The 11947-nt window shown below is 45.9% G+C and carries 13 protein-coding genes; 6 read left to right on the forward strand and 7 right to left on the reverse strand.

Translation table 11 applies throughout. The annotated features are described in order from the left end of the window. Window positions 1–67 precede the first annotated feature (67 nt). From ICN16_RS03390 to ICN16_RS03415, 6 genes are all read left to right on the forward strand, one after another. Window positions 68–715, forward strand: a complete 648-nt coding sequence (locus tag ICN16_RS03390; RefSeq protein WP_216134039.1) for an LON peptidase substrate-binding domain-containing protein — start codon at window positions 68–70, stop codon at window positions 713–715. Window positions 716–719: 4 nt separating this feature from the next. Continuing rightward, the gene (locus ICN16_RS03395; RefSeq protein WP_216134041.1) at window positions 720–1589 is read left to right on the forward strand and encodes an oxygenase MpaB family protein; all 870 of its coding nucleotides are present in this window, start codon (window positions 720–722) and stop codon (window positions 1587–1589) included. A gap of 10 nt (window positions 1590–1599) precedes the next feature. After that, window positions 1600–1974 (forward strand): DUF4149 domain-containing protein, encoded by a 375-nt coding sequence (locus ICN16_RS03400; protein WP_216134043.1) that lies wholly within the window; start codon window positions 1600–1602, stop codon window positions 1972–1974. Further along, the gene (locus ICN16_RS03405) at window positions 1974–2306 is read left to right on the forward strand and encodes a hypothetical protein (RefSeq protein WP_216134045.1); all 333 of its coding nucleotides are present in this window, start codon (window positions 1974–1976) and stop codon (window positions 2304–2306) included. Before ICN16_RS03400 ends, ICN16_RS03405 begins: the two co-directional genes overlap by 1 nt. Window positions 2307–2561: 255 nt before the next feature. Further along, the gene (locus ICN16_RS03410; RefSeq protein ID WP_216134047.1) at window positions 2562–3185 is read left to right on the forward strand and encodes an alpha-ketoglutarate-dependent dioxygenase AlkB; all 624 of its coding nucleotides are present in this window, start codon (window positions 2562–2564) and stop codon (window positions 3183–3185) included. Continuing rightward, complete coding sequence (locus ICN16_RS03415; protein ID WP_216134049.1) at window positions 3182–4183, forward strand: NAD(P)/FAD-dependent oxidoreductase; 1002 nt, start codon at window positions 3182–3184, stop codon at window positions 4181–4183. The genes ICN16_RS03410 and ICN16_RS03415 overlap by 4 nt, the downstream gene beginning before the upstream one ends. A gap of 28 nt (window positions 4184–4211) precedes the next feature. Here the strand turns inward: ICN16_RS03415 and ICN16_RS03420 are convergent, their stop codons facing one another. Genes ICN16_RS03420 through ICN16_RS03450 form a run of 7 tightly spaced genes read right to left on the reverse strand, consistent with a single transcriptional unit; the run spans window position 4212 to window position 11941 of the window. Further along, the gene (locus ICN16_RS03420) at window positions 4212–5867 is read right to left on the reverse strand and encodes a carboxylesterase/lipase family protein (RefSeq protein WP_216134051.1); all 1656 of its coding nucleotides are present in this window, start codon (window positions 5865–5867) and stop codon (window positions 4212–4214) included. A gap of 51 nt (window positions 5868–5918) precedes the next feature. Continuing rightward, complete coding sequence (gene moaE / locus ICN16_RS03425; protein ID WP_216135641.1) at window positions 5919–6377, reverse strand: molybdopterin synthase catalytic subunit MoaE; 459 nt, start codon at window positions 6375–6377, stop codon at window positions 5919–5921. Window positions 6378–6384: 7 nt separating this feature from the next. Continuing rightward, window positions 6385–6642 carry a molybdopterin converting factor subunit 1 gene (moaD, locus tag ICN16_RS03430; RefSeq protein WP_216134053.1) on the reverse strand — a complete coding sequence of 86 codons (258 nt, stop codon included), beginning with the start codon at window positions 6640–6642 and terminating at the stop codon, window positions 6385–6387. A gap of 18 nt (window positions 6643–6660) precedes the next feature. Then, the gene (glp, locus tag ICN16_RS03435; RefSeq protein WP_255533582.1) at window positions 6661–7905 is read right to left on the reverse strand and encodes a gephyrin-like molybdotransferase Glp; all 1245 of its coding nucleotides are present in this window, start codon (window positions 7903–7905) and stop codon (window positions 6661–6663) included. Window positions 7906–7922: 17 nt separating this feature from the next. Next, a complete protein-coding gene (gene thrC / locus ICN16_RS03440; RefSeq protein WP_216134055.1) occupies window positions 7923–9365 on the reverse strand; it encodes a threonine synthase in 1443 nt (480 codons plus the stop codon). 9 nt (window positions 9366–9374) lie between these two features. After that, window positions 9375–10685: a homoserine dehydrogenase gene (locus ICN16_RS03445; RefSeq protein WP_216134057.1), complete on the reverse strand. Its 1311-nt coding sequence runs from the start codon at window positions 10683–10685 to the stop codon at window positions 9375–9377. After that, window positions 10682–11941: an aminotransferase class I/II-fold pyridoxal phosphate-dependent enzyme gene (locus tag ICN16_RS03450; RefSeq protein WP_216134059.1), complete on the reverse strand. Its 1260-nt coding sequence runs from the start codon at window positions 11939–11941 to the stop codon at window positions 10682–10684. The genes ICN16_RS03445 and ICN16_RS03450 overlap by 4 nt, the downstream gene beginning before the upstream one ends. Between the last annotated feature and the right edge of the window lie 6 nt (window positions 11942–11947).

The following is an 11947-nucleotide window of genomic DNA, read 5'->3' on the forward strand; positions in this document are numbered from 1 at the left end:
TTACTGCTGAGCGCGACACCTTTTCAGGCGCTCAGCAAAACTAGCTGAAATCCTTTAAATTAAATGCATGCATAAGTCCTCACCAAATGCCCTCTGGATTCCCCTTTTCCCGCTGGGCACCACCTTATTTCCAGGGGGCGTTATTGCCCTCAAAATCTTTGAGGCACGTTATTTGGACATGATGAAACGTTGCCTGCGAGAAGATACCGCGTTCGGTGTTGTGAGCATCCTTGATGGTAATTCGAGTGAATCAGATACTAGTGCATCTGCCCAATTTTCTAATATTGGCACCTTGGCGAAATTAGAGGAGTTTGATGCAGTTCAGCCTGCCCTCTACATGACTAAGTCCTACGGGACACAACGCTTTAAGTTGATCTCTATTAAACAAGAGCTTGATGGCTTATGGATGGGTGAAGTTGAGCTGATAGACCCCGATCCTGAGATGCCCTTACCAAAAGAGCATGAAAAGGTAGCGGCACTACTTCAAGAAATTATTTCCGTTATCCAAAGTGAAGATCTACTTGGAGATGATGCATTCAAAATGCCAGCAAACCTGGATGATTGCGGATGGGTTGCCAATCGATTGGCCGAACTCTTACCACTCCCTCCAGCCCAGAAGAACCATTTACTTGCTCAAAGTAATCCTAGAATCCGACTCGATTTAATCTCAGAAATTATTGAGGATGATGGCTTACGCAATATCGTGATTCACTAACGAAATGATTGATGAGCTCATCCGTCGGTCAATTCGAGAAATGGTGGGCGGTGGAGGCCCTCCTGTCGCATTTTTAGAGCCACCTGGGGATAGAGGTCTATTCGGTGCAGAGTCAATCGCCTGGAAAGTACATGCGGATTTTATTTCCATGATGATTGGCGGCATCAGCTCGTTAGTGCTTCAAGCCCTTCACCCCAAAGCACTTGCGGGGGTATGGGATCACTCTAGTTTTAGGGAAGATCTCAAAGGCAGACTGGGAAGAACAGCATTCTTCATTGCCGCAACTACCTACGGCTCTCAAGAAATGGCCGATAACGCTATCAGTCGCGTTAATCAGATTCACCGGAAAGTCACCGGATTTGATGAATTTAACGAGCCCTACAGAGCTGATGACCCCAACTTGCTTGCATGGGTTCATCTAACAGAAACTCGTAGCTTTATGCGCTCCTACGAGTCATACCGAAGCGAAACCCTACAAAGTCAGCAGAAGGATCAATATTTTGCAGAAATGAAAATGCTCGGCGAAAAATTAGGTGCTAAAAATCTGCCTAATACCTATCTCGCTACAGAGCAAACTATCAAACAATACATACCCCAACTTCACTATGGGGATAGGGCCAAATCCATCATTGCGTTACTTGATCATTTCCCAAGCAATCTCAGCTCCAAGCCTTTTGTCAAAATGATTAGTCGCGCAGGATTTTTGAATCTACCCGATTGGGTGTACCCCATCATTGATCGACCTATTCCAGGACGACTTGAACGGCTAGCAATAAGTTCGGCCATTCGACTGATGGCAATTCCAGTCAGAGAAGCACTGAAGGATGGCGTAGCGGCCCATTCACTGCGTAGAGTTTACGGATCACCAAAATAAAAAGGTAAGCATGATTACGAACTATCTTATTTCTGGCATGGTGGGAATCATGCTGTTTTTTACTGTTGTAGTGGCCCCCACCATATTTAAGGTGCTCCCTGTTGAGTGGTCCAGTAAATATGTCAGAAACTTCTTCCCAAAATACTATGCCAGCTTAGGTCTTGTGACTTTGCTGGCCATATTCTTTGAACAGGATTCTGCTAACAGACTTTACCTAATAGCATGCGCTGTGTTATTTGCCTTTACCCTATTTTTTCTAACAGGGAAAATCAATGCTGCAAAAGATGAAGGTAAGAGTAAACAGTTCCATGTATTACACGGGCTTAGCGTTGCAATCAATCTCTTGCAGCTGTGTATTTTTATCTATCTACTGGCTAAAACATAATGAAACCAATCAAGACACTCATTCTTACCAATCTATTTGTGGGGTTCGCCACAGGCACCCATGCTCAAGAGTTAAATGCAGAGAAGTTTGCTAAGAGCTACAAAGAGTCATGCACAAAACAGCAGGCTCAAATACATGCGAAGATGAAAGATATTTCGGCAGAATCATTTAACGAGTACTGCGATTGCACCGCACGCAAACTGATCACCAATATCAGCTCAGACCAAGTAAAAGAGCTCAATCAAAGTGGGGGTAATCCAGCCTGGCTTAAGGCCGCTGAACAGCAAGCCAGCAAAGCTTGCATCAAAGAGGGTCCGGCGATCCGGACTTAGATTTTTCCGGACTTACTTGCGGATCGTTGCTATGGCTTTTAGCCGACATCAGGGGTGGTGCACTCATTTTTTCGCCATCCCATACTTGCCCACACCAACACTCTCCTGCTTCATTGATGATGCAAACGCCTGAGCCACAGCAACGCTTATCTGGTGCCTTCATAATTAATCTACCAATCCTAAACAATTCATAATGAAGTCTATTCTAGAGTTTTTATTGAAATAGCGTACCCACCTCAGGCTGATTGACGAACCATGCAAAAACAGTTATTTGATCGCCAAGATGCCGCAGAGCCTGTAGTGATATTGGCAAAAGATGGTCGAGCTGAATATCTCAGTAATTTTTACGATGCAGAAGTCTCCGATAGCCTGTTTGCAAATCTATTGGACTCGCTTACCTGGGAGTCCGATGAAATTCTCATGTTTGGGAGATTGGTCCGAACTGCAAGAAAGGTTGCCTGGGTAGGTGATCGCGATTGTCTCTATACCTACTCTGGAGTTCAAAAAATACCTCAAGCCTGGACTAAAGATTTACTGCAAATCAAGCAAGGGATTGAACAATTGACTGGCCATGCCTATAACTCGTGCTTACTCAATCTGTATCACAGTGGTGCCGAGGGTATGGGCTGGCATAGTGACAACGAAAAGGAGTTAGATAGCTCCAATCCTATCGCGTCGTTTAGCTTAGGGGCTCGACGTAAGTTTGCTTTTCGCCATAAGCAAGATAAAACTACTAGCACGGTATTTTTAGAGCATGGGAGTTTACTCATCATGCATCCTCCTATTCAAGAATATTGGCAGCACAGTCTTCTCAAGACAAAAACAGTGATAAGTCCGCGAATCAATCTCACCTTTCGAAAAATACTTCCCAGAACATGAATACCAATAAAGAAATTAAAAGGGTGGCAATTATTGGCGCAGGGATAGCGGGCCTCTCTTGCGCAAGGAAGCTTCAATCACATGGCATAACAGTAGATATCTTTGAGAAGAGTCGAGGCCCCAGTGGACGGATGAGTACTCGTCGAAGTGAAGAATGGTCGGCTGACCATGGCGCTCAATACTTTACAGCTAGAGACCCCCGTTTTATTCAGGAAGTACAAGGTTGGGTCCAAGCCGGCACTGCTGCCATCTGGAAACCTAATATCAAAGTTTATGAGGCGGGGATATGGCGTGAAAGTAACTCACAAGAATACCGCTATGTTGGCACCCCCAATATGAACTCACCCGGGAAGCATCTTGCCAAAGATCTATCAATTCATTATGAGGCAACGGTTTGCGGATTAGAGCGCATAGGAGATCAATGGACCCTTCAATGCAGTGAGCTTACTGAAATGAGAGGGGCATATGATTTTGTCGTAATAGCTATACCCGCCCCTCAGGCAAATGCTTTGCTTAAGGATCTTGATGCGAGAGCCGCCGATATTGCTTCTTCAGCGCAAATGAAAGCCTGTTGGACCATGATGGCGCATCTCCCGAATCAAAAAAGCACAGATTTTGATTCCGCTTTTATCAATCAAGAAATCATTAGCTGGATTTGTCAGAATGGATCCAAGCCAATGCGCCACGGCAATATCTGGACCATTCATGGCAATCCGACATGGAGCCAAAACCATGTTGAGTCAAGTAAAGAGGATGCCCAAGATCAAATGGTGAAATGTATGACTAGTCTTGGATTAAATTGTCAGGATGCTGAAATCAGCATGCACCGTTGGCGCTATGCGAGCGGTGGCTTAGAAAATTCAATCGGCTTTTTTTCGCTACCAGATATTGGTCTAGGGCTTTGTGGGGACTGGCTCAATGGTGGCAGAGTAGAAGGCGCCTGGCTAAGCGGCATGGAATTGGCAGCAGAGATTGAATTGATAAAAACCACCTCGTAAAGTGGTTTATTGAGTTCTGAACAAGAAATTAGAATGCATTCTTGAGTCGCTCTAGTGCGTAAATTTCTCTCAAATGCAGCATTTGATAAGCCACACGATCTTTAAGCAAACCAGTAATGGTTTCTGGGCCATCAGAATAATTTCTCATTACATCCGCATTCAGATTGTAAATAGGCCAGCTAAGCTGCCCACTGACATTGGGATTACCAGTTTTTGCAAATGCAGCCCAACTTTCAGACATTCTCTTGCTTATAGCCTGATCTTGAGGGCTACTCTTATCAACAATTGGATACCAATCTTTTGGCCAATCACGGGTTTTCTTAAAGCTAGCAATATCCCTTTCAATTCTGGCGCATTGATCTGAAGACTCAACCTGCTTAGGAGCCTGAGGCATCAATGCCAAACTTCCAAATACGTAAGTGATTTCAAAGGTATGTGGGGAACCCGGGAAAGCGGGTCGAATATTTTTTGTTAAATAATCATAGTAGTAAGCGTACCCAGGAGCCACACCATTCATACTATTTGCCAACAACTTGGTGCTGGCTCGATACATTAGATCTTGAATCACAAATGAGTTCAAAATACATTTGTCTTTCACGTTGGAATAGAGCTTCTCGATGATCTTTGGATCTTCATGAACTTGCTTTAAAAAGACATCCAACGAGGGTTCACCAGGCAACATAAAGTCGGAATCAAACGAGTTCGTACCAATCATGAATGGCACCTTCGCCTGCTTACCAGCCGCAAATAAGGGTATCGGATCGCCTTTAATGATTTGACCATCGATAAAAGGTCCACCAAACTCACCAGAGTAATAAGAGGTGCCATCAAGAGTTAACTTATCTACAGGCAGTTTTCTCAATTCTGCCAGCGACTTCACGCCCAATGCGGTCATGTATTTGGCATCAATGTCTACCTCAGGCATGAGACCTAATCGCTTCTCGGTCATACCGCGCAAGGGACTTTGTTGAGCACTCTGTGCGATTGCCTTATGAAATAAACCTTTGGCCGCATCAGAAACCATCAACCAAGTCACACTGCGACCACCGGCTGACTGTCCAAAGATCGTCACATTATTTCGATTCCCACCGAATGCAGCAATATTATTTTTAACCCACTTGAGTGAGGCAATTTGATCCATGGTTCCGTAATTGCCCACTGGCTCACCCTTGGCTTTTGCCTCGTCTATTAACTCTTTAGGGGCAAAAAAACCTAGTGATCCCAAACGGTAATCCACAGTAACGACAATGACACCATTTTTTACTAAATTAATGGGTGTGAATTGCGGATCACTAGCGCCATCCACCAACAACCCACCCCCATGAAACCAAACCATGACTGGCATGTTCTGACTGACGTTTTGTGGCGTGTAGACATTAAGCTTTAGGCAATTTTCGCTACCAGGAAGAATAAGGCCTGCGCTGAGATTTTTAACGAACATTTGCGGACACGAAGCGCCAAATTTTCTGGCATCACGAACTCCGCTCCAGGAAATTGCTGGTTGTGGTGGCCTCCATCTCAGCTCACCCACGGGCGGGGCTGCATAAGGAATATTCTTAAAGGCCTGCATCTGATATTCAATGGCGCCCTGAAGCCGGCCATTTTCAATTTGTACAATCGGGCCCTCGCTGGCACTGACGGCGAATGCGATTCCACTGAGCACCAGAGTGATTATCTTCTTCATTGAACTTATCCTAATAGGGGTAAAACTGAAACAAAATTAATAATTTAAATATTAGTTATTTTTCCAACGCGCCATTGCAGCATCGTCAGTGACGCGGGCATCAACCCATTTACTACCTTCCGGAGTTTCTTCTTTTTTCCAGAAGGGAGCCGCTGTTTTTAAATAATCCATGATGAACTCACAAGCAGAAAATGCTTCACCCCGGTGAGCGCTAGTAACCGCTACGAGGACAATTTGATCTTCTGGCAGAAGCGGACCCACTCGATGGATGACTAGGGTCTTGTAAAGATCCCAGCGACCTCTGGCCTGATTAATGATTTCCTCTAGGGATTTTTCAGTCATGCCAGGATAGTGCTCCAGCGTCATGCCCTTGACTTGACTGCCGTCATTCATATCTCGGACAGTACCCACAAAAGTCACTACAGCACCCACTCGCGCGTCATCCTGACGGAGTGCTTTGACTTCGGTCGATAGATCAAAATCGACCTCCTGAACGCGGATGAAATCCATCTGCATCTTAGCCACCTGTAACCGGAGGGAAGAAAGCTACTTCAGCACCCTCCACTAGCGGAGCAGAGTCGCTCACCATCTCTTGATTTAAGGCACAACGAATTACCTTGCCGCTTGCCAACACTTCAGACCAAGGATTTCCACGCAGAGCAAGGTAGCTTCTTAAGTCAGCAATAGTTTTTACTTCAGCTGGCGTAGCAATGCTCTCACTGGAAAGCCCAAGGCCCTCTCTTAAGGAGGCAAAGAATCGTAGCTCAAGTTTCATAAAGAGATCGTAATACGATTAAGAGAGAAGTGCATTAAACGGGATGTACTTGACCATCTCGCCAGCCTTAAATACTTGACCTGGCGGACAATCTACCAAGCCATCACCCCATGAAGCGCTAGTCAGCACCCCAGAACTCTGGTTCGGAAATAGATCTAAACCGCCCTGCGCATTGATCTTGACCCTCAGAAACTCATTACGACGATCACCCTTGAGCCAATCAAAATCAGCTCGCATTGGGTAAGACTGCGGCGCACCCGCATCTCGCCCTTGTAACTTGAGAATAAATGGTCGTACAAATAATAGGAAAGTTACAAAGCTGGATACCGGGTTACCCGGCAAACCGATAAACCAGGTTTCCGCATTGTTGCTTGAATTATCTGACTTACGCACAGCACCAAAGGCCAAAGGCTTACCAGGCTTAATGGCAATCTGCCAGAGATCCAACCTGCCCTCAGCAGTCACCGCAGGTTTAATGTGATCCTCTTCGCCAACCGATACACCACCAGAAGTAATGATCAGATCATGATCTTTGCTGGCCTTACGAAGGGTTTCTTTAGTAGCCTCAAGACTGTCAGGAACAATTCCAAAGTCTGTGGCATCACAGCCCAAGGATTTGATGCACGCCAGTAATGTGTCGCGATTCGAGTTATAGATACCGCCTGGCTTAAGCGGCTCTCCCGGCAGAGAAAGTTCATCACCCGTGAAAAATGCAGCAACTCTAACTTTACGTTTGACATTTAAATGCGTTAAGCCAGCAGATGCTGCAACACCTAATTCTTGTGGACGTAAAAAGGTACCCGCAGTCAGAGCTGTTTTGCCTGCAGTTAGGTCTTCACCTCTTCGACGAATCCATTGACCCGATGTTGGCGCGATATTAACCTGCACTTGATCGGTTGATCCATCAGGGATGGCGCAGTCTTCTTGCATGACAACGGCATCAGCACCTGGGGGGACTGGAGCGCCGGTAAAGATTCTGGCGGCAGTACCAGGCTCTAGTTGGGTACCCATGGATCCCGCTGGAATACGTTGCGCAACTCGAAGAGTACTTCCAGTAGTTTGGGTATCTGCTGTACGGACTGCATAACCATCCATCGAGGTGTTATCGAGTGGTGGCACATCTACTAGGCTATTCACATTCTCTGCAAGCACTCGGCCCAGAGAGGCTTGCATTGCAAGTGTTTCAACCTCATTCACAGGCTTTGCGTGAGAAAGGAGGTGATCTAAGGCCTGCTGAGCAGTCAACATCGGAGGCTTAGTCATGGCGCTTAATTTCTGAGTTAGTTGATGTGGGCAGTAATGAAGTTTTTAACTTGATTGACGTCAGCATCGATATTTTCAACGCGCTGCGGCTTGGACTTGATATCTTTAAATGCAGCTGGGCACTCTGCAGGACGTCCTAATGCCACTTCAATCGTTTCTTCAAACTTAATTGGCAAAGCAGTCTCCAGAACAATCATCGGAATGCCTGCTTGCAAATGCTCACGCGCTACCTTCACGCCATCAGCTGTGTGCGTATCAATCATCACACCATACTGCGAGTCAATATTGCGAATCGTATCTAGGCGATCTTGATGAGTACTGCGACCAGATTGGAATCCATACTTGGCGACATCTTTAAAGACAGCATCTTTAGAAATATCGAAGCCACCAGCTTCATCAACTTGCTTGAACATACCTGCAGTCGCTTTGCCATCTTGACCCATGAGATCAAATACAAAACGCTCAAAATTACTCGCCTTGGAAATGTCCATGGATGGGCTTGAGGTATGCAATGTTTCAGCAGACTTACGCGCACGATAAACACCTGTGCGGAAGAACTCATCGAGAACATCATTCTCATTGGTAGCGGCAATCAAATGCGCAACTGGCAAACCCATCATACGAGCTATATGACCAGCGCAGATATTGCCAAAGTTGCCAGATGGTACGGTGAAAGAAACTTTTTCTGAGCTCGATTTGGTGGCCAGCAAATATCCTTGGAAGTAGTAAACCACTTGGGCAACTACACGACCCCAGTTAATCGAGTTCACGGTACCAATTTGATGATTCGCTTTAAAACTGTGATCGTTGCTCACTGCCTTAACAATATCTTGGCAGTCATCAAATACGCCAGCAACCGCCAAGTTAAAAATATTGGGGTCTTGCAAAGAATACATTTGCGCGGATTGGAAAGCGCTCATCTTGCCGCGTGGAGAAAGCATAAATACTTTCACACCCTCTTTGCCACGCATTGCGTATTCAGCAGCACTACCGGTATCACCAGAGGTCGCGCCCAAAATATTGAGCTTCTGACCCTTCTTCTTTAAGGCGTACTCAAAGAGATTGCCGAGCAACTGCATCGCCATATCTTTAAATGCAAGGGTAGGTCCGTTGGATAAACTCAGCAAACCAATACGCGTACCCCGCTCTTCACCCAGCCAATGTAATGGGGTGATGTCTTTGGCGTTATCTTCAGCGCGGCCATTGCAATAGACCTGCTCTGTATACGTCTTACGCAACAATGCGCGTAAATCCGCTTCTGGAATGTCGTCACAATACAAACTCAATACTTCATAAGCGAGATCAGCATAAGACAAACCACGCCATGAATCCAACTGCTCTTTAGTTACCTGTGGATATTCTGTTGGCAGGTATAAGCCGCCATCTGGAGCCAAGCCACCAAGCAGGATTTCTAAAAAGGATTGTTGTGGGCTATTGCCCCGAGTTGATTGGTAACGCATGTCTTTAACTTAGGAAAGATTTTCTAAACGGATCTTCACTACTTCGCCAGCAACAGTTTTGAGGTTCTGGATTTCAGCAATTGCTGCCAACATGTGTTTTTCTTTAGTCTCGTGAGTTAGCGCAACCAAATCAGTCTGACTTTCACCTTCATCAGCCTCTTTTTGCAAGAGCGCATCAATCGAGATGCCATGAGCCGCCAAAATCTTTGTGATGTCAGCCAACACGCCAGCTTGGTCTGCTACACGCAAACGCAAGTAATAGCTGGTGGTGATTTCACCCATTGGTAACACTGCAATATCTCGAACTGCATCAGGCTGGAACGCCAAGTAAGGAACTCGGTTCTCAGGGCTTGCACCCAATAAACGAGTGATATCAACTAGGTCAGCAATCACTGCGGAAGCAGTTGGCTCAGAGCCCGCACCTTTTCCGTAGTAAAGCGTAGTGCCAACTGCATCGCCAAATACTTGAACGGCATTCATAGCACCTTCAACGTTTGCAATCAAACGCTTAGTTGGAATCAAGGTTGGGTGTACACGCAATTCAACGCCGGTCGTTGTCTTCTTAGCGATACCTAGCAACTTAATGCGATAGCCCAATTGCTCAGCATATTTAATATCGATGGCATCCAGCTTTGTAATACCTTCAACGTGTGCCTTCTCAAATTGCATTGGAATACCAAATGCAATCGCACTCATGATGGTTGCCTTATGAGCAGCATCTACGCCTTCAATATCAAAAGTAGGATCCGCCTCTGCGTAGCCCAAACGCTGCGCTTCCTTTAAGACAGTCGCGAAGTCCAGGCCTTTGTCGCGCATCTCAGAAAGAATGAAGTTCGTTGTGCCATTAATGATGCCGGCGATCCACTCGATGTGGTTTGCAGTCAAACCTTCGCGAAGCGCTTTAATAATTGGAATTCCACCGGCAACAGCTGCCTCAAATGCAACCATCACACCTTTTTCATGGGCGGCTTTAAAAATCTCATTGCCATGTACAGCAATTAACGCCTTGTTCGCTGTAACTACATGCTTGCCAGCGGCGATCGCCTCCAGCACTAAGTCTTTAGCAATGCCATAGCCACCAATCAACTCAACTACGACATCGATTTCAGGATTATTAATTACTGCACGAGCATCACTCACTACTTCAGCGCGATTTTTCACCAACTCTTTGGCGCGCTCTACATTGAGATCAGCAACAGTGTTAATGCGAATACCACGACCAGCGCGACGAGTAATTTCCTCCTGATTGCGCTCGAGAACAGTAAATACGCCACCACCTACAGTGCCAATACCTAATAGACCAACTTGAATCGGTTTCATGATGCCTTTGTTGCTGTTGAATTAGCCGCTTTACGACTATGTTTTTGACGATAACGCTCAAGAAAACGCGCAAGACGGCCAATAGCCTCTTTCAGCACATCTTCGTGAGGCAGGAACACTACGCGGAAGTGATCTGGCTTACCCCAGTTAAAACCAGAGCCTTGGACCAACAACACTTTCTCTTCTTTCAAAAGATCGGCAACAAATTGCTGATCATCCTCAATCGGGTACATCTCGGGATCGAGTTTTGGAAATAGATACAAAGCAGACTTTGGCTTGACACAAGTCACCCCGGGAATCTCTGTAATGAGTTTCCAAGCGAGATCACGTTGCTTAGCTAAACGTCCACCCTCATTTACAAGATCATTAATACTTTGATAGCCGCCCAACGCAGTCTGAATGGCGTACTGCCCCGGCACATTGGCGCACAGGCGCATTGAAGACAACATATTGAGACCTTCGATGTAATCTCGAATCATCTCTTTATCACCGGAAACTACCATCCAGCCAGCACGGTAGCCGCAAGAGCGATAGTTCTTGGATAGACCATTAAAGGTAATAGTGACCACATCGGTAGACAAAGATGCCAAAGAAATATGTTTCTCATGGTCATACAACATCTTGTCGTAAATCTCATCGGCAAACAGAATCAGGCCATGCTCGCGCGCAATAGAAGTTAACTCAGCCAACACTTCTTTCGAGTAGATTGCGCCTGTTGGATTGTTGGGGTTAATCACCACAATCGCTTTAGTACGCGGCGTAATCTTTTTACGTAAGTCTGCTAGGTCGGGAGCCCACTCTTTGGACTCGTCACACAGGTAGTGCACTGGGGTTCCACCAGATAAGCTCACAGCAGCTGTCCACAATGGATAGTCAGGAGCTGGCACCAAAACTTCATCGCCATTGTTGAGCAATGCATTCATTGCTAATACGATTAATTCAGAAACGCCGTTGCCAGTGTAAATATCATCCAAAGTAACGCCCTGGATGCCTTTTTCTTGGCAATACTGCATGATGGCCTTGCGAGCAGCAAAAATTCCTTTGGAATCGGAGTACGCTGAGGCATTACCCAAATTGCGAATCATGTCCAACTGAATCTCTTCCGGAGGATCAAAGCCAAAAACACCCACATTGCCGATGTTTAATTTGATGATTTTGTGACCCTCTTCCTCCATGCGCTGAGCGAGCTCCAGCACGGGTCCACGAATGTCGTAACAGACGTGATTGAGTTTTTCAGACTTTAGGATCGGTTTCACAATAAA

The organism is Polynucleobacter sp. es-MAR-4, assembly GCF_018882055.1.
Lineage (GTDB): Bacteria > Pseudomonadota > Gammaproteobacteria > Burkholderiales > Burkholderiaceae > Polynucleobacter.

Bases quoted from the DNA above. Each gene is read 5' to 3' on its own strand.
- moaE (WP_216135641.1), bottom strand. From the start codon at position 6,377: ATGGATTTCATCCGCGTTCAGGAGGTCGATTTTGATCTATCGACCGAA.
- thrC (WP_216134055.1), bottom strand. From the start codon at position 9,365: ATGCGTTACCAATCAACTCGGGGCAATAGCCCACAACAATCCTTTTTA.
- ICN16_RS03390 (WP_216134039.1), top strand. From the start codon at position 68: ATGCATAAGTCCTCACCAAATGCCCTCTGGATTCCCCTTTTCCCGCTG.
- ICN16_RS03410 (WP_216134047.1), top strand. From the start codon at position 2,562: ATGCAAAAACAGTTATTTGATCGCCAAGATGCCGCAGAGCCTGTAGTG.
- ICN16_RS03405 (WP_216134045.1), top strand. From the start codon at position 1,974: ATGAAACCAATCAAGACACTCATTCTTACCAATCTATTTGTGGGGTTC.
- ICN16_RS03415 (WP_216134049.1), top strand. From the start codon at position 3,182: ATGAATACCAATAAAGAAATTAAAAGGGTGGCAATTATTGGCGCAGGG.
- moaD (WP_216134053.1), bottom strand. From the start codon at position 6,642: ATGAAACTTGAGCTACGATTCTTTGCCTCCTTAAGAGAGGGCCTTGGG.
- ICN16_RS03400 (WP_216134043.1), top strand. From the start codon at position 1,600: ATGATTACGAACTATCTTATTTCTGGCATGGTGGGAATCATGCTGTTT.
- ICN16_RS03445 (WP_216134057.1), bottom strand. From the start codon at position 10,685: ATGAAACCGATTCAAGTTGGTCTATTAGGTATTGGCACTGTAGGTGGT.
- ICN16_RS03395 (WP_216134041.1), top strand. From the start codon at position 720: ATGATTGATGAGCTCATCCGTCGGTCAATTCGAGAAATGGTGGGCGGT.
- glp (WP_255533582.1), bottom strand. From the start codon at position 7,905: ATGACTAAGCCTCCGATGTTGACTGCTCAGCAGGCCTTAGATCACCTC.
- ICN16_RS03420 (WP_216134051.1), bottom strand. From the start codon at position 5,867: ATGAAGAAGATAATCACTCTGGTGCTCAGTGGAATCGCATTCGCCGTC.